The organism is Burkholderia seminalis (assembly GCF_001718535.1).
Lineage (GTDB): Bacteria > Pseudomonadota > Gammaproteobacteria > Burkholderiales > Burkholderiaceae > Burkholderia > Burkholderia seminalis.
Window position 1 is genome coordinate 180526 of record NZ_CP013400.1, and the last position, 22909, is coordinate 203434.

Annotated in this window: 11 protein-coding genes; 6 read left to right on the forward strand and 5 right to left on the reverse strand. The window is 67.2% G+C overall.

All coding sequences use genetic code 11. The features are described 5' to 3' along the window. Positions 1-76: 76 nt before the first annotated feature. The gene (locus tag WJ12_RS21530) at positions 77-1615 is read right to left on the reverse strand and encodes a tetratricopeptide repeat protein (RefSeq protein WP_051701022.1); all 1539 of its coding nucleotides are present in this window, start codon (positions 1613-1615) and stop codon (positions 77-79) included. A 365-nt stretch (positions 1616-1980) separates the two neighbouring features. On the opposite strand from WJ12_RS21530, the gene WJ12_RS21535 reads away from it, so the two are divergent. From WJ12_RS21535 to WJ12_RS21545, 3 genes are all read left to right on the forward strand, one after another. Further along, positions 1981-2295, forward strand: a complete 315-nt coding sequence (locus tag WJ12_RS21535; protein WP_059556326.1) for a hypothetical protein — start codon at positions 1981-1983, stop codon at positions 2293-2295. 71 nt (positions 2296-2366) lie between these two features. Next, positions 2367-3101 (forward strand): glycosyltransferase family 25 protein, encoded by a 735-nt coding sequence (locus tag WJ12_RS21540; RefSeq protein ID WP_226103861.1) that lies wholly within the window; start codon positions 2367-2369, stop codon positions 3099-3101. Positions 3102-3634: 533 nt separating this feature from the next. Next, positions 3635-4477, forward strand: coding sequence for a peptidylprolyl isomerase (locus tag WJ12_RS21545; RefSeq protein ID WP_034189631.1), 843 nt, complete (start codon positions 3635-3637; stop codon positions 4475-4477). 423 nt (positions 4478-4900) lie between these two features. Here WJ12_RS21545 and WJ12_RS21550 read toward each other — a convergent pair whose 3' ends face one another. The 3 genes from WJ12_RS21550 to WJ12_RS21560 all read right to left on the reverse strand — a co-directional run bounded on the left by WJ12_RS21550 (position 4901) and on the right by WJ12_RS21560 (position 8867). After that, positions 4901-5221 (reverse strand): XRE family transcriptional regulator, encoded by a 321-nt coding sequence (locus tag WJ12_RS21550; protein ID WP_034189630.1) that lies wholly within the window; start codon positions 5219-5221, stop codon positions 4901-4903. After that, the gene (locus WJ12_RS36035; RefSeq protein ID WP_059556324.1) at positions 5221-5553 is read right to left on the reverse strand and encodes a SymE family type I addiction module toxin; all 333 of its coding nucleotides are present in this window, start codon (positions 5551-5553) and stop codon (positions 5221-5223) included. The genes WJ12_RS21550 and WJ12_RS36035 overlap by 1 nt, the downstream gene beginning before the upstream one ends. A gap of 332 nt (positions 5554-5885) precedes the next feature. After that, positions 5886-8867 carry an ATP-binding protein gene (locus WJ12_RS21560; RefSeq protein ID WP_059556323.1) on the reverse strand — a complete coding sequence of 994 codons (2982 nt, stop codon included), beginning with the start codon at positions 8865-8867 and terminating at the stop codon, positions 5886-5888. A 451-nt stretch (positions 8868-9318) separates the two neighbouring features. On the opposite strand from WJ12_RS21560, the gene WJ12_RS21565 reads away from it, so the two are divergent. The 3 genes from WJ12_RS21565 to WJ12_RS21575 all read left to right on the forward strand — a co-directional run bounded on the left by WJ12_RS21565 (position 9319) and on the right by WJ12_RS21575 (position 21966). Further along, positions 9319-20130, forward strand: coding sequence for a YadA-like family protein (locus tag WJ12_RS21565; RefSeq protein ID WP_069245816.1), 10812 nt, complete (start codon positions 9319-9321; stop codon positions 20128-20130). Positions 20131-20227: 97 nt separating this feature from the next. Further along, positions 20228-20941: an OmpA family protein gene (locus WJ12_RS21570; RefSeq protein ID WP_059560059.1), complete on the forward strand. Its 714-nt coding sequence runs from the start codon at positions 20228-20230 to the stop codon at positions 20939-20941. A 305-nt stretch (positions 20942-21246) separates the two neighbouring features. After that, entirely contained in the window at positions 21247-21966 is a 720-nt protein-coding gene (locus tag WJ12_RS21575; RefSeq protein ID WP_034189626.1) for a response regulator, read from the forward strand. 131 nt (positions 21967-22097) lie between these two features. On the opposite strand, the gene WJ12_RS21580 is transcribed toward WJ12_RS21575, so the two are convergent. Beyond that, positions 22098-22790, reverse strand: a complete 693-nt coding sequence (locus tag WJ12_RS21580; RefSeq protein WP_034189625.1) for a response regulator — start codon at positions 22788-22790, stop codon at positions 22098-22100. Between the last annotated feature and the right edge of the window lie 119 nt (positions 22791-22909).

Below are 22909 nucleotides of genomic sequence, written 5' to 3' on the forward strand. Positions count from 1 at the left end.
GGCTCCGGTGTCGCGCCGGGCCCGACGGCGATCGCGCGTCGTCGGCCCGGCGGCGGTGTGGAATCGGGCGGCGCCGTCAGGCGGCGAGCGCACGGAGATCGTCGGCCGCTTCGTTCAGCACCGGCCCCCAGTCGGCGAACGTCGGCTGCCGGTACAGCGACGCGTCGGGATAGAACGGGCTGTCGCGGCGCTCGTGCTGCCAGACCCAGTGCGGATTCGCATCGAGCAGCACCCACGTGGGGCGGCCGAGCGCGCCGCTCAGGTGCGCGACGGACGTGCAGACCGTGATCACGAGGTCGAGCGCGCCGACGAAGGATGCGGTGTCGTCGAGCGTTTTCCATTCGTGTGTGCAGTCCTTCACCACGAACCCGCGCGCGCGCGCCGCTTCGACGTCGTGCTGCGCGCCGGGCTGCAGCGAATAGAACGCGACCTTGTCCTGCAGGCCGGCGAACGCATCGGCGTAGCGGTCGAGGCCGACGCGGCGGTAGCGGTTGCGCGCATGCGTGACGCTGCCGGTCCATGCGAGGCCGACTTTCAGGCGTGTCTCGTCGGCGAGCGCCGTGCGCCAGGCATCGGTCGCGGCCCGGTCGGCGTGCAGATAGGGCGTGGGCGTGGCGAGCGTGTCGCCGTCGAGACCGAGCATCCACGGAATGCTCATCAGCGGCAGTTCGAAATCGAAGGCCGGCAGCGCGTCGGGTTGCGTCGCGATGTCGTACACGTCGACGTGTTGCGCGAGACTGCGCTCGAGCAGCGCGCCCATCACCGGGAACGCGTTCCAGACGAGGCGTCCGCCTTCGCGTCGCACGCGCTCCGCGAGCAACGGCACGTAGCGGCAGAACTGCAGCACGTCGCCGAGCCCCTGTTCGCCCCAGACGAGCAAGGTCTTGCCCGCAAGCGATTCGCCGCGCCAGCGCGGCCCGGCAAACACCGGCAGGCGGCCGCGCAGTTCGCCGGAGCCGTCCCAGCGTGCTTCGTAGTTGCGCCAGCCGGACGCGAAGTCGCCGCGCGCGAGCTGCAGCAGCGACAGGTTGTGGCGGTAGGCCGCGTTGTCCGGCGCGAGATCGATGGCGCGCCGCGCATAGGCCTCGGCGGCATCCCACTGTCCGGCTTCCTTCAGCACGGTCGCCGTGTTGTTGGCGACCAGCGGGCTTTCCGGGGCGAGCGCGTACGCCTGCGTGGCGGCATCCAGCGCGCCGTCGAGATCGAGCCGTTCGAGCCGCGTGACGACCGCATTGGTCCATGCCTGCGCGTCGTTCGGGTCGTCGTCGAGCGCATGTTCGAGCAGCGCGTATTCGGTATCCGGGTCGCCGTTCGTCAGCCGGATCGCCAGTGCCAGGTTGTTCTTCAGCGACGGCCACGCGGGCGCCAGTTCGTACGTGCGCAGATACGGCGCGAGCGCGTCGGCGTGGCGCCCGGCGATCTGCAGTGCGTAGCCGCAGTTGAACGCGGCATGCGCCGAGTCGGGGTGCGCGTGCCAGTGCCGCGCGGCGAGATCCACGGCATCCGCGATGGCGCCGCGATCGATGAGTGCCTGCGTCAGCGTCGCGACGGCGTTGTCGTCGGCATGAATCGCCGGCGACACGATGTCCTCGCGGGCGATCGGCATCGGCTGCATGCGGGCTGCGGGCGGCGTGTCGGGGAAGGTGGTCTGCATGGAAGTCGCTCCGGTGAGTCGTCCGCGTGACGGCATGCGGACGGTCGGGTTGTCGGTCGTGGAGCCGGGCGACGAGAGAAAGCTCGACGACACCGGCTCCGTGTCGACTGCCACTTTAGGCATGCCGTTTCGGCAACTGAATCGGACCAGTCCTAATCTGCATCGCGTTGACGGATTTCCGCGCCGTGCGTGTAGGCCCAGTCCTATTTTTGCGTGTCCGGCTATCCAATCGGACTCGTCTGACAGAGATTCGCGTCGCGCATCCCTTTAATACGGGGTATTCCGGCCGACGGCGTTCGGCCGCCAACCTACTGGGAGAACGAACCATGAGCGACGCGGATCATCTGGTGAAAGGCACGGTGATGGGCATGATCGCCAGTGCGGCGACGGTGGCGCTCGTCCATGTCGTCGTCGAGTTCGGCACGCGCTGGACGTCGACCGGCGCGGTCGTGATGGGCGCAACCGCGCTGCTGATGGCGCTGGCGTTGCTGGCGCCGCCGTTGCTCGCGGCGTGGCGCAACCGGCACGAAGCGGTCGATCCGTTTTTCGAGCCCGCGGCGTTGCAGCCGATTCTGCAAGGGCGCTCGGTCGGCATCGTGCTCGGTATCGTGTTCGGCGTGTCGGTCGTGACGGGGTGGTGACGATGTCGACACCCGTTACCGATCGGCCCGGCCCGACCGCCCGGCATTCCGCCTCGGTGTCCGACGCGTGCATGCCGACCGTATCCCGCACGCTGCGCGTGATTTCGCTGGAGGACGAACCCGGCCGTCGCGACGCATTTCGCGCGAACAACCCGAATCTGGATTTTGCGTTCGTCGACGCGGTCGACGGGCGCGCGCTGTCGGACGCGACGATCGAGGAAAGCGGGCTGTTCGCACCGGGCTTGCCCTATACGCGCGGCGCGATCGGCATTGCGATGACCACGCACCGGCTGTGGACCGCGATCGCCGCAGGCGACGCGCTCGTGACCGTCGCTGAAGACGACGCGATCTTCAGGCCCGACTTCGACGACACCGCGATGCGGTTCCTGCATGCGCATGCCGGCCGTTACGACTTCGTCGCGTGGGGCTACAACTTCGATTCGATCCTGCGCGGCTCGATCTTCAACAGCCGCACGCCGGTGACGATGCGTTTCGACGAGGCGTCGCTCGCGCAGGCCGTCGAGGATTTCCGTATCGATCGCGGCCCCGTGCTCGTGATGAACCTGCTCGAGTTCTACGGGATCTGCGCGTATACGATCTCGCCGGCCGGTGCGCGCTTCCTGCTCGACCATTGTTTTCCGCTGCAGCCGGAGACGCTGTTCTCGCACGGGCTTGGCCGCACGCTGCCGAACTACGGGATCGACGTCGCGATGAACAAGTTCTACGGCGCGATGCGCAGCGTCGCCGCATTCCCGCCGCTCGCCGTGACGATGAATGCGCGCGAGACCTCGACGATTCAACGGTGATGTCGTGCGGAATAGGACCCGGCTGATTGTGCGGACGCTGTTCGAACTTCGACAATGCAAACGTCGGGCGGTCGCATGGTGTGCGCCCGACACCTCGTATCCGAAGCTCCGCTTCGTTGGACGCGCTGCCCGTTCGCCGGGCGGCGCATTTTTCTCCGCGTGCGCCCGAATCGAACGATGCAGCCTAAGCGGGCCGAGCCGGATGGCGAGACGTGAATGCCCTGCGGCGACCGGTGGGCTCGGTCGCGTCTGCCCCATTTGGGTCGCAGGTTGGGAGAACGCTGCCACATGCGAGCGCAGGGCATTCATCTCTGTCTTCCGCGCCGACGGCCGCCGTTGCGTCGCCGGCGGCCGCTGTGCCATCCCATGCGAGACCGGGTCGACCGGTTCTCGTTCCAGGTCCGGCCGCGACGCGATCGTTCGCGCGCGGCCTGTCCGGCACCGATCCGTTCGGTTGCCCGCGGCGAAACCGCCGCGCTTTCTCCCGACCGCCATCGCGTGCGGCAACTCCCTCCCTCGATGAAGGAACCCTCATGAAGAAGCACCACATATCCATTGTTTCCACGCTGATCGCACTCGCATGCGCCTGCGGCGCACCCGTCGCGCGCGCCGCAGGCACGAAAACCGAAACGCCGCTGCCGTCGGGCGTCGAAGCGGTCGTCAACGACACGCCCATTGCGCGCAGCGACGTGGACAGCATGATCGAAACCACCGGGCTGACCGCCACGCCGGAACTGCGTGCACAGGCCAAGCGTGAACTGATCGCCCAGCATCTGGTCGAGCAGGCGGCTGAAAAGGCCAACTACGGCAGCCGGCCGGAAGTGAACCGCGTCGTGATGCGCGCCCGCACGGTGGCGGCGACGGATCTCTATCTGCGCGACAACCTGCACCCGCAAGCGGTGACCGATGCGCAGGTGAAGGCGCGTTACGACGACGTCGTCGCGAATGCCGCGCAGTTCGAATATCGCGCGGACGTGATCGCCGTGGCCGATCCGGCCGACGTGAACGCACTGGTCGCGGAGCTGAAGCAGGGCGCCGCGTTCGACGCCGTGGCGAAGAAATACAACACGACACCGAATGGCGGTGTCGCGCAGTGGGTCGAGTTGCGCACGCCGGTGGCCGAAGGGAAGACGGGCGGCCTGCCCGTGCCGCTCGCGCAGGCGATCACGTCGCTGCAACCGGGCGCCGTCGCGGGCCCGATCCGGATCGGCAACGCGTTCGCGATCGTGAAACTCGACGAGAAGCGTGCGACGACCGTGCCGACCTTCGACGCGGCGAAAAACGTCTTGCGTCAGCAGCTCGAAGCACAGGCGCAGCAGCGTGCGATGACGGCGCTGGTGGACAAGCTGGCGCAGCAGGCGGTGATTCAGCAGTAAGCGGCCCGCTTTCCGGGTATGTGTCACATACGTCGGCCCGTTGCTCGATTCGAGCGCGGGCCGATGTCATTTCGATGCGTGACCGGACGGTCGCCGCGTCTGCTTTGGGGGATCGATGGCGCGTGGCACGCGTGGACTGGAGGCGGCGGATTCAGGTAACGGATTGGAGTCGATCGGATGCGCCACCGATGGCATGGCCGAGGATGCCGCCACGACAGGAGAAGAATCAGCCTGGTCCGATTGGTTGTGACGATCGTTCACGTTAAATTGAACGAGTGTGGTGCCGGAGCCGCTTCGGCGTCGGCCGCTGGGCCCGGCCGTCGTCATGCTATGTATTCGATAGCACTACTCCTAACGCTGCCTCATGCGAGCGCCGAGGCGCTTCCGGCCGCCACACACTCCTTCAAGCCCGCCCGATGGCCGTCACACCGAAACCGTGATCCCCGCCGGCCCGCCTTCCCGCGCAGGCCGTACGACGATCTCCACATGCTGGCCGAACGAGGCGAGCGTCAGCATCAGTTGATCCAGCGTCACGTTGCGGAGCCGCTCGCGCTGCTCGGGGGTCACGACCGGCCGGGCCATTTCCGCGAGCGCCGCGGCCTCTTCTTCGGTCAGGCCGCGCGATGCCATCAATGCGTTGAGCTTAAGTACGAGTACGGACTTGGCTGCCAGTTCGCCGACATCGTAGTAGTCGAAATCGTCCGGTACGTCGTCGGTGTGCTGCTTCGATGCGTCGTAGTTCATTACGCTTCCTCCGTCATCACCGAACGTTGCTGCCGCCGGGTTCCACGATCGATACCGGGGCATCCCGCTTGTTCATCCGACGTGCAGCCAGCGTCTTCGATCGGCGTGATCACTAGCCGCTTGTGCGACACCTCGATCCGCAGGCGCTGCCCGGGATCGAAGCCGGCAGCCTCGATCCACCGGCCGGACAGCTGCGTCCACAGATACACGACAGGCGGCGCCATGTCGGTCAGCCTGATGTGCGGGACGACGCGGCCAGATTGGAAAGACGATTGAGGGGAGACAAAACAATCGCGGAAATACATCGGTGCGTTATGATGCGCGCCAGCCATGGTCAACTCCTGCGTTGAGTTGGTTGTGGTCAGCGGCCCGTGGGTGCTGTATCACCTGCGGGCCGCGCTCGTTTACGCAGTGGATGCCAACGATCAGTCCGTCACATGCTTGGCATGTCGAAATGATGTCGGAGTCCAGGCGAAAACGTGCAACCACTGTAGCCGAGATCGCGCGGTGTCAGAGGGCAGTCATGTACGAAATCATCCGCGATGGCCATCAGGTCAATGCCTCGAATGCCTGCTGCACAACGTGTGCGGCGCAATCGAGCCGGCCGGCCGCATGATCGATTCCTTCCGGATGTGTCAGCAATCGTTTCAGTCGGCGATTTCGATCAGCCCGCCGCCCGCCGCATGAGGATCTCGTTCGCGCTCCGTCGATAGCGCTCGAACTCCCGCGCGAACGCGGCGGCATCGCCCGCCAGCGCCAGCGCTTCCATCGACGCACAGAGCCCCGAAATCTCCCGCTCGCCGATCATCGCGAACGCGCCCCGCATGCTGTGAATCTCCGAGCGCGCGACCTTCAGGTCGCCGTCCTGCAGCGCCCGGGCGATGGTCGCGCTCGAGCGTCGCGTTGCATCGGCGAGCACCGTATGCAGGTCTTTCGGCAGCGGGCCGGACGCACGCGCCGGTGCAGGCGGATAGACCGGCCGACGCCACGTGCCCGTGTACCTCGCGATCGCCTGTTCGAGCGATTTCAGCGACGTCGGCTTCGTGACGATCTCGTCGATGCCCGCTTCCCACGCCAGGCGCAACTCGTCCGGTTCGGCATGCGCGGTCACCGCCAGGATCGGCTGCACCCGCCCGCGCTCGCGCAGCACGCGTGCGAACGCGTACCCGTCGAGACCCGGCATGTTGAGATCGGTGAGCACGACCGGATAGTCGTGACGGTCCACCAGATCGAGCGCCTCGGCGACGTTCGATGCGATATCGGCCTGATAGCCGAGGACGTCCAGCTGATCGTGGACGAGCGAACGGTTGACCGGGTTGTCGTCGACGAACAGCACGCGCACGTTCGGCGCATCCTCGCCGGACGGCGCGTGTGCGGCGCCCGGCTGACTGTCGAGCGGCAGCGGCAACGTGACGACGAACGTCGATCCCACGCCCGGCACGCTGTCCGCGTCGATGCGCCCGCCCATCGACTCCGCGAGCTTGTAGCTCAGCGCGAGGCCGATGCCCGTTCCGCCGAAGCGGCGCGCGATCGATTCGTCGGCCTGCGCGAACGGCTCGAACACGTGCGCAAGCTGGTCGGCCGTCATGCCGATGCCCGAATCGCTGACGCGAATCGTCACGGGCGTCGCATCGCCCGGCGGCGCCGACACCGACAGCGCGACCGTGCCGCGATCGGTGAACTTGATCGCGTTGCTGACCAGGTTCACGACGATCTGCCGCACCCGCATCGGATCGCCGACATACGTGCGGGTCGCCGCGGGATCGACGTCGATACGCAGCGCGACGCCCTTCGCGCCGGCCACCGGCTCGAACAGGTCCGCCACGTCGCGCATCAGCTCGTCGATCCCGAACCCCGTCGCTTCGAGCGTCATCCGGTCGGCTTCGATCTTCGTCATGTCGAGCACGTTGTTCAGCATGTCGAGCAACATGCGCGCGGCGGACGTGACCGCATGCAGGCGCGGCTTCTGGCGGCTCGGGTCGGGCGCCTTGTCGAGCAGTTCGAGATTGCCGAGCATCGCGTTCAGCGGCGTGCGGATCTCGTGGCTGATCGTGGCGAGGAACGTCGACTTCGCGCGGTTCGCGCTGTCGAGTGCGCGTTCGGCGTCGGCGCGCGTCGTGATGTCGGAGAAGCTGAACAGCAGCGCTTCCTTGCCCTTGTAGCGGACGCGCACGAAGTTGACGAGCAGGTCGCGCGCGCGGCCGTCGTCGAGCGTCACGGGCAGTTCGACGTCGAGCTGCACCGGCGACGCGTCCGCACGCTCGCGGTAGCGAGCCAGCAGCCGCTCGTGCAGCGGCGGATCGCCGGCCTCGCGGTCGTACAGCTCGAGCATCCGGTTGCGCAGCAGTACCTGCTGCGTATCGGGCGACACGAGGCCGATGCCGAACGGCGCGGTGGCGACGATCGTGCGGCTCATCCGCTCGCTTTCGAACACGCGGCGCGAACGACGGAACAGCGGCGCGAACACCCGCAGGTCGAACGCGATCACGAGCGTCCACAGCACGATGAGGATGGTCGCGGTCGTGCCGAACTCGCGCAGCATCGTCGACCAGATCGCAAAGGCGATCGTGCGCCACGAGTACGCATAGACGATCGCGTAGCCGGTGTCCGAAATCCGGTCGGTGATCGTGAACATGCCGTGACGGTAACTTTCGTCGAAATGCGCGAGGCCGCGCCGCCAGGTGCCTTCGGCCAGCGCTTGTTTCATCAGGGCCGCGCCGTCCTCCGCGTCGCCGGTGCGATCGGCATCCAGCAGCACGCGGCCGTTTTCGTCGATCAACATCGCGACGGCATCGCCGGGTGCATGTTTCATCCGCTCGGCGATCACGTCGACGTCGAAGTCGCTCACGAAGGTCATGAAATGCTGCTGGCCGTCGAATGCGGGTTCGACGAGACGGAAGACCGTCTTGCCGGTCAGCGGATCGATCGCCGGCGCCTGCCAGGCGATCCGGCGCGACAGGCGCCAGTAGCGCGCGATGGCCGGATCGGACCAGTCGGCCGCGTCGAACGCGAGGTGTTCGATCAGCGTAGGCGTGTCGGGCACGCCGATGCGTGCGAGCAGGTCGGGATACGGCATCGACGGCGGCGGCGTGATCGCGATCACGTTGCGGTCGGGGCTGTATGCGTAACCGCGTACCGCGCGCCCGGTCTGGCGTTCGGCGGCCGCGACCGAGATCGTCTGGCGCTCCATCAGCTGCACGTAGCGATCCGTTTCGCGCTCGGCGAGCGCCTTGGGCGACGCGGCCACGAAGATCTCGCTCACGCCGGGCATCGGGGCGAGCAGGACGTGCCCGTCCCTGCGCAGCGCGTCGGAGGCTTCGCGCGCATGCGGCGGATGGCCGTTCCACAGCAGCTCGGCATTGATCACCGCGCGGCGCATCGACGCCTGTTTCGCGTCCATTTCGAGTTGCACGAGCGCCTTGTGCGTCGCGAACAGGTCGCGCCGCTCGGCGATGTAGTCGCGCACCGAGCCGACGAGCAGGATGCCTGCCGCGATCAGGATCACGAGCGACAGCACGACCGCGCCGCCGTACAGCGTGAAGCGCTGATACCGGTTCAGCAGGCTCAGGTCGCGCGTGTCGTCGTCGATCGATGCGAACGGCGCGCTGGCGTCCGTGTGGGACGCGAAGAGGTGGCGAATGGGCATGAGGCGAAGACTGGTGAATCAATGCGCGAATCGGGGACGCGCCGCGGCGAGGCCGGAACGCGGACGATCTCCGCGAGCCGATTGAAGGCAGCGCGATGCGCCGCCGGCTCGGGGAACGGGAAAATTATCGGGATAGTGGACGAGGCTGTATGTAGGGCAGTCCGAAACACTCGCGCGCGAAGGATAGGACAAGTCCTATTCATGCAATCGGTCGCGCGCTGCGTATATACGTCCTGCAACGCAGCCGTGTCAAACGGAATCGTTCAAGAGAACGGAATGTCGCGCCGCGTTTGACATGACCGATTGTCAAGCAACGTCATGTTAGGACCAGGCCTACGAAATAAGTCATGTGACGTCCGGCCGTCTGATTATCGAAACGACGGGCGATCAATACATTGCCAATGGTGGACGAGGAGCGTCCTTCTCCCTTTTTTCTACTGAGGCAAACAACGTGAACAAGACCTATCGCACCGTCTGGAACGCGACGACGGGTACATGGACGGCGGCAGCCGAAACGGCGCGGATGCGCACGAAATCGAAGTCGAATACGACGATGCGTTCGTCGGTCACCGCGGCGGTCGCCGTGATGGCCGGTGTGGGTGGTGGCGCCATGGCGAACGACGCGATGGCGCAGGCCGCCAATGGCGGTGGATCGTTGTCGCTGTGTGCGCCGGCGGGCAGCGGCTATTATGGGACGACCTTTGGCGGCGGCAACACGGTCGGAACCAGGACGACTGCGGCGTGCGGTACGGCGATCTCCAATTTCAGACTGAGCGAAGGTCACGTCAGGTCGTTTCAGTTGTACAACAACAGCAACGTCAACGGTGGTGGTGTCGGTCAGGCAAGCGCGGCGACCGAGGCCGGCATCAGCGGTACCGTCGACGGCCATCTCTTCCTGCTGGGCGGCTCGGGCGTGCACCTTCGCGGCCCGGTGGACGTCGACAGCAACTTCAACATGACGAATCACCGCATCAACAACCTGGCTGCCGGTACGGCCGGGACGGATGCCGTTAACGTCAACCAGTTGAACGCGGCGATTGCGGCTGCGGGGACGGCGAACCCGTATGTTGTGACCAATACCGGTACGTATGCGACTGCGACGGCGGCACGCGCGGGCGGCAGCGCGACGGCAATCGGGGCGAATGCGAACGCCGGCGGCACGTCGGCCGTCGCGCTCGGCGGGAATACCGTTGCAACGGGGCAGAATGCCGTTGCGCTCGGCACCCTTGCGAACGCGACGGGCAGCGAGACCGTGGCGGTCGGCGTGAGCGCACGCGCGACGGGGAGCAATTCGACGGCAATGGGCCGAGGTGCGGCGGCTCTGTCCACCAATGCGACTACCGTCGGCTATGGCGCCTATTCGGGCGCCGACGGTGCCACGGCACTCGGCATGACGGCAAGTGCCGTCGGCGCGAACGCCATTGCGGTGGGCCGCGGTGCCAGCACCAGCGGAACCTATGGGTCCGCAATCGGTTATGCAGCGAATGCAACCACGAACGCCGTTGCGATCGGTGTGCTCGCGAACGCGACATCGGCGTCGAGCGTTGCCTTGGGTGAGCGGGCAAGTGCAACGGGCGCGACCTCGACGGCACTCGGTCGTGGTGCACTGGCCAGCGGTACGAATGCGGTTGCGCTCGGCGCGAACTCGGTGGGCGATCGCAACAATGCGGTGTCGGTCGGGTCGACGTCGCTGCAACGACAGATCGTCAACGTGGCTGCCGGCACGCAGAATACGGATGCCGTGAACGTCGGGCAGATGAACACGGCGCTGTCGAAGAAGGTCGACAACACGTACGTCAACGTTCGCGGGACGGGCGCGGCGGCCAGCGTGGGCAGCACGAATGGCGTCGCGATCGGCAATGCGGCCGTGGCCGGCACCATGGGCGCGGAGACAGCTATCGGGAATGCGGCTTCCGCACAGGGCCTGTCCGCGACGGCACTCGGTTCCGGTACGGTGGCCAATGGTGAAGGCGCAACGGCGCTGGGTCGTATGGCATCGGCAAGCGGCAGTCACGCAACTGCATTGGGCAATCAGGCGAATGCCGGCGCGAATGGTGCCGTTGCCATTGGCGATCGCGCGGTCGTTGGCGCATCGGCCACCAATTCCGTTGCACTCGGCACGCAAGCAGCGGTCGCCGCGAACGTGACCGGTGCGATGGCGCTCGGCTCCGGTTCGAGCGCGACCCGCAACAACACGATTTCGGTCGGCTCGGCGACGCAGCAGCGCCAGATCGTGAACGTCGCGGCCGGCACGCAAGCCACCGACGCGGTCAACGTTGGCCAGCTGTCGGGCGTGACCAAGGCACTCGGCGGCGGCGCGGTGGTCGACGGCAGCGGCAACGTCACGCAGCCGACCTACAAGGTCGCCGGAACCGACTACCACAACGTTGGCGACGCGCTCGATGCGCTGGCCGCGAATGGCGGCAGCGATCCGAACGCGGTGACCTATGACGGCGCGACGAAGGACAAGGTCACGCTGAAGGGCGCTGGCGGCACGACGCTGTCGAACGTGAAGGCCGGCATCGCCAATACGGATGCCGTAAACGTCGGCCAGATGAACACGGCGCTGTCGACGAAGACGGACAACACCTACATCAAGGTTCTGGGTAACGCGACGAGTACCGCGGCGACGGCCAGCGGATCGGGATCTGTCGCGCTCGGAAGCGGAGCGGTGGCTCAGTCGGGAAGCTCTGGCGGAAACATCGCCATCGGTAACGGTGCCACGGCCAATACCAGCGGCGGCGGGTACGGCACGATGGCGATCGGCGTGAACGCGCAAGCCGGCACGAGCGGGTACGCTGGCGGCGGTGCGATCGGGTTCGGCGCCAAGTCGAACTATGCCAACTATGCGATCGGCGATGGCGCGACCGCAATGGGACCGGCCGGCAGTCAAAGCGTTGCGCTCGGCACCCGTTCGTCCGCATCGGGGATGAATACGCTCGCATTCGGGCCTGCTGCGCTTGCGTCGGGCAATTCGAGCGTTTCGCTGGGCGCGAATGCGTCGTCGACCGGCGTGTCGTCGGTCGCACTGGGTAGCGGCAGCATCGCGACCGCAGACAACACGGTCTCCGTCGGTTCGTCGGCGTTGCAGCGACGCATCACCAATCTGGCTGCCGGGACGGCGGACACCGATGCGGTGAACGTGAGCCAACTGAAGGATTCGGGGCTGATCGATCCGGTGACGGGCAAGCCGATTACTGCGGTGACGTACGACAGTGCGACGAAGGACAAGGTCACGCTGGCCGGCGCGACCGGTACGACGCTGTCGAACGTCAAGGCCGGCGCGGCCGACATGGATGCGGTCAACGTGAGCCAGCTGAAGGGTTCGGGCCTGATCGGCGACGACGGCAAGTCGATCGCTGCGGTGACGTACGACCGCAACGCGGACGGCACGCCGAACATGGGTTCGGTGACGCTGGGCGGCGCGAGCGCCACGACGCCGGTCGCGCTGAAGAACGTTGCAGACGCGAAGGCGGATCACGACGCGCTGAACCTCGGCCAGTTGAAGAACGCGGGCCTGGTGGGCGATGACGGCAAGGGCAACCTGACGTCGATGGCGGTGACGTACGACGGTGCGGCGCGCGACAAGGTGACGCTGGCCGGTGCGGGCGGCACGACGCTGTCGAACGTCAAGGCCGGCGTGGCGAACATGGACGCGGTCAACGTCGGCCAGTTGAAGGACGCGGGCCTGGTGGGCGACGACGGCAAGGGCAATCTCACGTCGCTGGCCGTGACGTACGACGATGCAACCAAGAGCGCGGTCACGCTGGGCAATGCCGGGACGCCGGTGGCGATCCATAACGTCAAGGAAGGCGAACTGTCGGCGACGAGCAAGGACGCGGTGAACGGTTCGCAGCTGTTCGCAACGAACCAGAACCTGAGCGACCTGAAGGACTCGCTGAAGGACGGCGGCGTGATCGACCCGATCACGGGCGAATCGCTGGCTGTCGTATACGACGGCAACGCGAAGGACACCGTCACGCTGAAGGGCACGAACGGCACGACGCTGTCGAATGTGAAGGCCGGCGTAGCGGACCTGGACGCGGTCAACGTTTCGCAGCTGAAGGGCTCGGGCCTGATCGGGGACGACGGCAAGTCGATCGCTGCGGTGACGTACGACCGTAATGCGGACGGCACGCCGAACTACGGTGCGGTGACGCTGGGCAACGGCGCAGGCCCGACGCAGATCAAGAACGTCGCGGACGCAACGGACGATCACGACGCCCTGAACCTCGGCCAGTTGAAGGACGCAGGCCTGGTGGGCGACGATGGCAAGGGCAACCTGACGTCGATGGCGGTGACGTACGACGGTACGGCACGTGACAAGGTGACGCTGGCCGGCGCGAGCGGCACGACGCTGTCGAACGTGAAGGCCGGTGCGGCCGACATGGACGCGGTCAACGTTTCGCAGCTGAAGGGCTCGGGCCTGATCGGCGACGACGGCAAGTCGATCGCCGCGGTGACGTACGACCGTAACGCGGACGGTACGCCGAATTACGGCACGGTGACGCTGGGCAACGGCGCGGGCCCGACGCAGATCAAGAACGTCGCGGACGCAACGGACGATCACGACGCACTGAACCTCGGCCAGCTGAAGGACGCAGGCCTGGTGGGCGACGATGGCAAGGGCAACCTGACGTCGATGGCCGTGACGTACGACGGCACGGCACGCGACAAGGTGACGTTGGCCGGCGCGAGCGGCACGACGCTGTCGAACGTGAAGGCCGGCGTAGCGGACATGGATGCGGTCAACGTGAGCCAGCTGAAGGGTTCGGGCCTGATCGGTGACGACGGCAAGTCGATCGCCGCGGTGACGTACGACCGTAACGCGGACGGCACGCCGAACTACGGCACGGTGACGCTGGGCAACGGCGCTGGCCCGACGCAAGTCAAGAACGTCGCGGACGCAACGGACGATCACGACGCACTGAACCTCGGCCAGCTGAAGGACGCAGGCCTGGTGGGCGACGACGGCAAGGGCAACCTGACGTCGCTGGCGGTGACGTACGACGGCACGGCGAAGGACAGCGTGACGCTGGGCGGCACGGGCGCGACCACGCCGGTGGCGATCCACAACGTCAAGGAAGGCGAACTGTCGGCGACGAGCAAGGACGCCGTGAACGGCTCGCAGCTGTTCGCAACGAACCAGAACCTGAGCGACCTGAAGGACTCGCTGAAGGACGGCGGCGTGATCGACCCGGTCACGGGCGAATCGCTGGCCGTGGTGTACGACAGCAATGCAAAGGACACCGTGACGCTGAAGGGCACGAACGGCACGACGCTGTCGAACGTGAAGGCCGGCGTGGCGGACCTGGACGCGGTGAACGTGAGCCAGCTGAAGGGCTCGGGCCTGATCGGCGACGACGGCAAGTCGATCGCCGCGGTGACGTACGACCGTAACGCGGACGGCACGCCGAACTACGGCTCGGTGACGCTGGGCAATGGCGCAGGCCCGACGCAGATCAAGAACGTCGCGACGGGCGTCGACGACCTGGACGCGGTCAACGTCAAGCAACTGAACACGGGCCTGTCGGATCTTCGCGACGAGATGTCCGGCGGCAACCTGCGCTTCGTCAAGGTCAATGCCGACCCGGTCACGGGCACGCCGGCGGTCGCAAGCGGCGCGCTCGCCGTCGCCATCGGTTCCGACGCGCGGGCGACCAGCGCCAACTCGCTGGCACTCGGCAGCGGTGCGCGCGTGACCGGCAACGGCTCGGTCGCGATCGGCTACAACTCGGTCGCGAACCAGAACAACGTCGTGTCGGTTGGCGACGTGGGCCGTGAACGCAAAATCGTCAACGTGGCGGACGGCGACGTCGCATTCCAGAGCACCGACGCGGTCAACGGCGGCCAGCTCTATGCGGCGCTGAACAACCTGTCGACGTCGGTGACCTCGAAGACGCAGCAAGCGATCGATACCTTCTCGTCGGAGATCGACAAGAAGACGAAGGCTGCGATCGACGAAGTGAGTTCGCGTTCGATGCAGCCGCAGGATGTCAGCGACCCGCTCGTCGCGATCGAAGGTCTGCAGGGCAACAACGTCGCTTCGCTGAACGGCGCGGATCCGGCTACGGCAACGGCGGCCGCGATCGGATCGTCGACGGCGGCAAGCGGCGCCAACGCAGTGGCGGTCGGCCTCCAGAGCGGCGCGGGTTCGAACAACTCGGTCGCAATCGGCAGCTTCGCACAAACCGGCGCCGGCCAGGACTACTCGGTCGCGATGGGTTCGAACGTCCAGACGAACGGCACGCAAGCCGTCGCGCTGGGTGCGAACGCGCAGGCGAACGGCGACTATGCGCTGGCGGTCGGCAACAACGGCGCGCAGGCAATCGGCGACGGCTCGGTCGCGCTCGGCAGCGCGGCGAACGTGCGGGCCGGCTCGACCAACGCGGTCGCGATCGGCACGGGTGCGAACGTCGCGCGCAGCGTCGAAGGCGCGATGGCGCTCGGTGCGAACGCGACCGCGGGCGCGGCCAACAGCGTCGCGCTCGGCGCGAACGCGTTCTCGAATCGTGCGAACGCAGTGTCCGTCGGCCGTGCAGGGGCGGAACGCCAGATCGTCAACGTCGCGGCAGGCACGCAGGCAACCGACGCGGTCAACGTCAGCCAGTTGAAGGGGGTGACCGATGCCCTTGGCGGCGGTGCGGCGGTGGGTGCCGACGGCACGGTGACGAGCCCGGCCTACTCGCTGGCCGATCCGGCGGACGCGACGAAGTCGAAGTCGTACGACAACGTGGGCGACGCGCTGTCGAACCTCGACGGCCGTACGACGACGAACACGGAAAACATCACCGTGATCAACAAGCAACTGGCCGATTCCGGGCTGGTCGATCCGGTGACCGGGCAGTCGATCACCGCGGTGACGTACGATCGTAACGCGGACGGCACGCCGAACCTCGGTTCGGTCACGCTGGGCGGCGCGGGTGCGACGGCTCCGGTGGCGCTGAAGAACGTCGCGGACGCGAAGGACGACCACGACGCGCTGAACCTCGGCCAGTTGAAGGACGCGGGCCTGGTGGGCGACGACGGCAAGGGCAACCTGACGTCGCTGGCGGTGACGTACGACGGCGCGACGAAGGACACCGTGACGCTGGCCGGCACGACCGGTACGACGCTGTCGAACGTGAAGGCCGGTGTGGCCGACATGGACGCGGTGAACGTTTCGCAGCTGAAGGGTTCGGGCCTGATCGGCGACGACGGCAAGGCGAACGCGGCGGTCACGTACGACCGCAATGCGGACGGCACGCCGAACTACGGTGCGGTGACGCTGGGCCATGGCACGGGCCCGACGCAACTGAAGAACGTGGCGGACGCGACGGACGACGGCGATGCGCTGAACCTCGGCCAGTTGAAGGACGCGGGCCTGGTGGGCGACGACGGCAAGGGCAACCTGACGTCGATGGCCGTGACGTACGACGGTGCGGCGAAGGACAGCGTGACGCTGGGCGGCACGGGCGCGACCACGCCGGTGGCGATCCACAACGTCAAGGATGGCGAACTGTCGGCGACGAGCAAGGACGCCGTGAACGGCTCGCAGCTGTTCACGACGAACACGCGTGTCGGCAACCTGGAAGATTCGCTGTCGAAGGGCGGCGTGATCGATCCGGTCACGGGCGAATCGCTGGCCGTGGTGTACGACAGCAATGCAAAGGACGCCGTGACGCTGAAGGGCACGAACGGCACGACGCTGTCGAACGTGAAGGCCGGCGTGGCGGACCTGGACGCGGTGAACGTGAGCCAGCTGAAGGGCTCGGGCCTGATCGGCGACGATGGCAAGTCGATCGCCGCGGTGACGTACGACCGTCTCGCGGACGGCACGCCGAACTACGGCTCGGTGACGCTGGGCAATGGCGCGGGCCCGACGCAGATCAAGAACGTCGCGGATGCGACGGACGACCATGACGCGATCAACTACAACCAGTTGAAGCAGTACGTCGCGGACAACTCGGGCGGTTCGGGCAATCCGCTGGCCGTCGGCTATGACGACGACACCAAGGATCGCGTCACGCTGCAAGGCGGCGCGACCGGCACGACGATCACGAACGTGAAGGCGGGTGCGGTGACGGCCACGAGCACGGACGCGATCAACGGCTCGCAGCTGCATGGCACGGCACAGAGCGTGGCCGATTCGCTGGGCGGCGGCTCGACCGTGGGCGCGGACGGCAAGGTGACGAACCCGTCGTACTCGCTGGCCGACCCGGCGGATGCGTCGAAGTCGAAGTCGTACAACAACGTGGGCGACGCACTGTCGAACCTTGACGGCCGTACGACGACGAACACGGAAAACATCACCGTGATCAACAAGCAGCTGGCCGATTCGGGGCTGGTGGATCCGGCAACGGGCCAGTCGATCGCGGCGGTGACGTACGACCGCAACGCGGACGGCACGCCGAACCTCGGTTCGGTGACGCTGGGCGGCGCGGGCGCGGCGGCTCCGGTGGCGCTGAAGAACGTCGCGGACGGCGTGGATCGTCACGATGCGATCAACGTGGGCCAGTTGCAGGACGCGGGCCTGGTGGCGCCGGTCGATCCGGCGAACCCGGGGGCGGGCCTGACGTCGCTCGCCGTCGCGTACGACGGTGTCGCGAAGGACACGGTCACGCTGAAGGGCGCGGCCGGCACGACGCTGTCGAACGTGAAGGCCGGTGTGGCCGACCTGGACGCGGTGAACGTTGCGCAGCTGAAGGGTTCGGGCCTGATCGGCGACGACGGCAAGGCGAACGCGGCGGTCACGTATGACCGCAACGCGGACGGCACGCCGAACTACGGTTCGGTGACGCTGGGCCACGGCGCCGGCCCGACGCAGCTGAAGAACGTGGCGGACGCAACGGACGACGGCGATGCGCTGAACCTCGGCCAGCTGAAGAACGCGGGCGTGGTGGGCGACGACGGCAAGGGCAACCTGACGTCGATGGCGGTGACGTACGACGGCGCGGCGAAGGATACCGTGACGCTCGGCGGCGCAGGCGCCACGACGCCGGTCGCACTGAAGAACGTTGCCGACGGCACGGAGCGTCACGACGCGATCAACCTCGGCCAGTTGCAGGATGCCGGCCTGGTTGCGCCGGTCGACCCGTCGAACCCGGGGGCAGGCCTGACGTCGCTCGCCGTCGCATACGACGGTGCCGCGAAGGACACGGTCACGCTGAAGGGCGCGGATGGCACGACGCTGACGAACGTGAAGGCGGGCGCGGTCACGGCCACGAGCACGGACGCGGTCAACGGTGCGCAACTGCACGACACGGCGCAGAGCGTGGCCGATTCGCTGGGCGGCGGCTCGACCGTGGGCGCGGACGGCAAGCTGACAAACCCGTCGTACTCGCTGGCCGATCCGGCGGATGCGTCGAAGTCGAAGTCGTACAACAACGTGGGCGACGCCTTGTCGAACCTCGACGGCCGTACGACGACGAACACGGAAAACATCACCGTGATCAACAAGCAGCTGGCCGATTCGGGTCTGGTCGACCCGGTGAGCGGCCAGTCGATCGCGGCGGTGACGTACGACCGCAACGCGGACGGCACGGCGAACCGCGGTTCGGTGACGCTGGGCGGCGCGGGCGCGACGGCTCCGGTGGCGCTGAAGAACGTCGCGGACGGCGTGGACAAGCATGACGCGGTGAACGTCGGTCAACTGCAGAGCGCGGGTGTGCTCACGCCGATCGATCCGACGAACCCGGGTGCGGGCCTGACGTCGCTCGCGGTGACGTACGACAAGCAGGCGAACGGTTCGGCGAACTTCGACCAGATCACGCTGAAGGGCGCGAACGGTACGACGATCACGAACGTGAAGGCGGGTGCGGTATCGGCCACCAGCACGGACGCGATCAACGGTGCGCAACTGCACGGCGTGTCGCAGAGCGTCGCGAAGTCGCTCGGCGGCGGTTCGACCGTCGACGCGAACGGCAACGTGACGAACCCGACGTACACCGTGAACGACAAGACGTACGACAACGTCGGCGATGCGATCGAGAACATCTCGAGCAGCCTCGTCCACGGCTCGATCGGCCTCGTCCAGCAGGACGCGGACACGCGCGAGATCACGGTCGCGAAGGAGACGGACGGCACGTCCGTGAACTTCGCGGGCACGGCGGGCGACCGGGTGCTGACCGGCGTGGGCGCGGGTGCGGTGAGCGCGACGAGCCGCGATGCGATCAACGGTGCGCAGCTGCACGGCACCGCGCAGAGCGTGGCGGACGTGATCGGCGGCGGGACGACGGTCGATGCGGACGGCAAGCTCGCGGATACGTCGATCGAGGTTAACGGCAGCAAGTACAAGACCGTGGCCGAAGCAGTCCAGGCCGCCGCGCAGTACGGCGCGACCGATTCGCTCGCGGTGCGTTACGACCTGAACAAGGACGGCACGCCGAACTACGGTTCGGTGACCCTCGGCGGCTCGGGCGCGGCACCGGTGCGCCTGGGCAACGTCGCGGACGGCGCGAGCCGGTATGACGCGGTGAACTTCGGGCAGTTGAGCGAACTGAGCGACCGTATCGGCGGCATCGACGACCGTGTCGGCGAACTGGAGCGGAACCCGGGCACGGGCAATCCGGGCGACGGCGGTTCCGGCAACGACTACTTCGCCGGTACCGACGTGGGCACGGGCAGCACAACGGGCGCCAACGCCGGCAGCGGCACGGGCAACACGGCCGCGGGCTCGGGCGCGACGATCGGCACCGGCGCGAACAACGCCACGGTGATCGGTTCGAACGCAGGCGTGTCGCAAGGCAACGGCGTGGCGATCGGCTCGGGGGCGAAGAGCGCTGCCGAAGGTGCGACGGCGATCGGCTCCGGCTCGAACGCGTCGGGCAGCCAGTCGGTGGCGATCGGCCAGGGTGCGAATGCGTCGGGTTCGAACTCGGTCGCACTGGGCGCCGGCTCGACCGCTTACAGCGACGACACCGTGTCGGTCGGCTCGATCGACCGGACGCGCACGATCTCGAACGTGTCGGACGGTGTGAATGCGACCGACGTCGCGACGAAGGGGCAGCTCGACCGCGCGCTCGGCGGGGTGCAAGGCCAGATGAACGACCTGTCGCGCAACGCGTACTCCGGTATCGCCGCGGCCACCGCGCTGACGATGATTCCGGGTGTCGATCCGGGCAAGACGGTGTCGTTCGGTATCGGCGGCGCGACCTACAAGGGCTATCAGGCGGTGGCGTTCGGCGGCGAGGCCCGCATCACGCAGAACCTGAAGATGAAGGCCGGCGTGGGCATGTCGAGCGGCGGCAACACCGTCGGCGTGGGCGCTTCGTATCAGTGGTAAGTCGCCGGGCGGGGCATCGCGCCCCGCCCGCGACGTCGATCCGACTGACTCCATTCAACTTTTTCCAGGCGTCCGCCGTCACGGCGGACGTTTCACCATGACCATGAAAACCTTGTTGTTGCGCGCGGCATCGATCGGCGCGATCGCGATGGCGCTCGGTGCGTGCACGACGCAATCGGGCGTCACCTACGACATCCGGGCGGTGTCGATTCCGGGCAAGCCGGACAACGTATTTCGCGTGAGCTGCGATGGGCTGCTCGGCAGCGCGAACGCCTGCGCCCGTGCGGCGGAAGAATTCTGCCAGGGCAAGGGTTTCACGCCGCTCGAGATGATCGACCGCGTGTACAGCCGCGCACCGATGAAGGACCCGCGCGAGATCACGTTCATGTGCGGCAAGCCGCAGCCGGTCGTGCAGGCCGCGCCGCCGGCACCGCAACCGCAACCGGCGCCGCAGCCGGTTCAGCAGCGCCAGGTGCTGCTGCAGGGCGACGCGAACTTCGCGTTCGACAGCGCGGTACTGACGCCGGAGGCGCGCAGCCAGCTCGACCGCTTCGTGCAGATCAACGGCGGCATCGAATTCCGCCGCGTGGCCATCACGGGCTTCACCGATTCGACCGGCAGCAAGACGCACAATCTGGCGCTGTCGGCGTCGCGGGCCCGCAACGTGATGAACTACCTGAGCAGCAACGGCCTGAAGGCGCAGTCGTTCGTGTCGGAAGGCCTCGGCGCCGCCGACCCGGTTGCGCCCAACGCGACCGCGGAAGGCCGCGCGCAGAACCGCCGCGTCGAGATCCGGATCGATGCGAAGTAATGCGTCACGCATGACGCTCCACCGGTACGTGCGGGGACTCGATCGGCACTGAGCCGATGGAAGGACGCTCCCACCCACCCGCCCGCCCTGTACCTGGAACCGCCCGCTCGTCACGAGCCGGCGGTTTTTTTCATGGCGGTGCGCGGTGCGGCGGCGGCGGCCGCCGGCCGGGGCGATGGCTGACGGCCCCGTTTTCGTGCGAAGATAGCGCCCAATTACGATCCACGACGCCGCGCTGCGCGCGGTCGGCGCCGCCCGCGGGCGGCGAGCCGGCCGCGACGGTTGCCGCGCAAATCTGGACGACTATGGGAAGCTATCTGATACGCGTGGTACTGGCCGACGACCACCCGGCGATGCTGGTCGGCGTCGAGCACGGGCTGTCGTCGGTGCCGACGATCCGGTTGACCGGCAAGGCAGTCAATTCGACCGAGCTGATCCGGCTCGTCGAGGCCGGCGTATGCGACGTCGTGGTGTCCGACTATGCGATGCCGGGCAGCGCGCACGGCGACGGCATCACGCTGTTCTCCTATCTCCAGCGCAATCACCCGGCCGTCAAGCTGGTCGTGCTGACCATGCTCGACAATCCGGCCGTGGTCGGCGCGCTGACGCGGCTCGGCATCGAGTGCATCGTCAGCAAGTCCGACACGATCGATCATCTGATTCCCGCGATTCACGCGGCCGCGACGGGCGGCACCTATTACTCGCCGTCGGTGGAGAAGGTGGTGCGCACGCTCACGTCGCATTCGAGCGCGCGGGCCGCCGACCAGAAGCGCGATCTCAGCGACCGCGAACTCGAAGTGGTGCGGCTCTATGCGTCGGGCCTCACGGTCAACGAAATCGCCGACAAGCTGAGCCGCAGCAAGAAAACCATCAGTACGCAGAAGGCGCGCGCGATGGAAAAGCTCGGGATCGACAAGGACATCGACCTGCTGCGCTACGCGATCGAGCACGGGATCGTCGCCGCGTCGGCCAGCGAAGGGCGCGGCGGCGAAACCAGGGAGGAGGGCGGCGTCGATCCGGCCTGACGGCAGGTGCGACGACACCGGCGGCACGGGAACGTGCCGGCGAAGATCAGCGCGCCGGATCGCACCGACGCGCGAAAGCCCCGGCGGCCGCAAGGCGCCGGGGCTTTTTGTTTCGGTCTTCCGCGGCGGCGTTACCCGTTTGCGCCGTCGCCGCGTGCGGATGTCGAATAACCGTGGTCGGTCACGAGCCCGCACGAGATCGCGTAACGCACCAGGTCGACGTCGCGCTCGATGCCGAGCTTCTGCATGGCCGAACTCTTCTGCGTACTGATGGTTTTCTTGCTGCGGCTCAGCTTGTCGGCGATTTCGTTGACCGACAGCCCCGACGCGAACAGGCGGATGACTTCCACCTCGCGAGCCGACAGTGCCGGCGGCCTGCCGCTGACGCTGCCCGTGTTGCGCATGATCCGGTCCATCGACGGCGACAGGTAGCGGCCGTTCGTATAGGCCGCGTGAATCGCCATCGTCAGATGATTCGGCATGTCCGACTTGCTGACGATGCACGCGATGCCGATGTCGATCAGCGCGCGCAGCGCGACCGCGTTCTCCATCATCGTCATCACGACGATCTTCAGGCCGGGAAAGCGCTTCAGGATGCTCGTGAACATCGTGAGGCCGTCGCCGTGCTCGACGCCCGGCATCGCGTAGTCCGACACGAGTACGTCGCACGGATGCTGCGCGAGCGCGTCCATCAGTTCCGTCGAATTGTGCGCGGTCGCGACGACCGACACCGTATTCGTCGCGGACAATTCGTAGCGCGCGCCGATGACGACCGCCGGATGGTCGTCGGCGATCACGATGCGGATGGGGAAGGTTCTGTTCATGTTGAGATTGCGCGTCGCGCCGCGCCATGCGGCGGGTTGCGGTAGGCGTTGTCGAGGCTGGGTGGAAGTCGGCACACGGGCACGGCCGCCGGCGATACCGCTGGCGGTCGCGATCCCGT

Coding starts and splice junctions, on each gene's coding strand:
- WJ12_RS21530 (WP_051701022.1), bottom strand. CDS start 1,615: ATGCAGCCGATGCCGATCGCCCGCGAGGACATCGTGTCGCCGGCGATT.
- WJ12_RS21535 (WP_059556326.1), top strand. CDS start 1,981: ATGAGCGACGCGGATCATCTGGTGAAAGGCACGGTGATGGGCATGATC.
- WJ12_RS21540 (WP_226103861.1), top strand. CDS start 2,367: ATGCCGACCGTATCCCGCACGCTGCGCGTGATTTCGCTGGAGGACGAA.
- WJ12_RS21545 (WP_034189631.1), top strand. CDS start 3,635: ATGAAGAAGCACCACATATCCATTGTTTCCACGCTGATCGCACTCGCA.
- WJ12_RS21550 (WP_034189630.1), bottom strand. CDS start 5,221: ATGAACTACGACGCATCGAAGCAGCACACCGACGACGTACCGGACGAT.
- WJ12_RS36035 (WP_059556324.1), bottom strand. CDS start 5,553: ATGGCTGGCGCGCATCATAACGCACCGATGTATTTCCGCGATTGTTTT.
- WJ12_RS21560 (WP_059556323.1), bottom strand. CDS start 8,867: ATGCCCATTCGCCACCTCTTCGCGTCCCACACGGACGCCAGCGCGCCG.
- WJ12_RS21570 (WP_059560059.1), top strand. CDS start 20,228: ATGACCATGAAAACCTTGTTGTTGCGCGCGGCATCGATCGGCGCGATC.
- WJ12_RS21575 (WP_034189626.1), top strand. CDS start 21,247: ATGGGAAGCTATCTGATACGCGTGGTACTGGCCGACGACCACCCGGCG.
- WJ12_RS21580 (WP_034189625.1), bottom strand. CDS start 22,790: ATGAACAGAACCTTCCCCATCCGCATCGTGATCGCCGACGACCATCCG.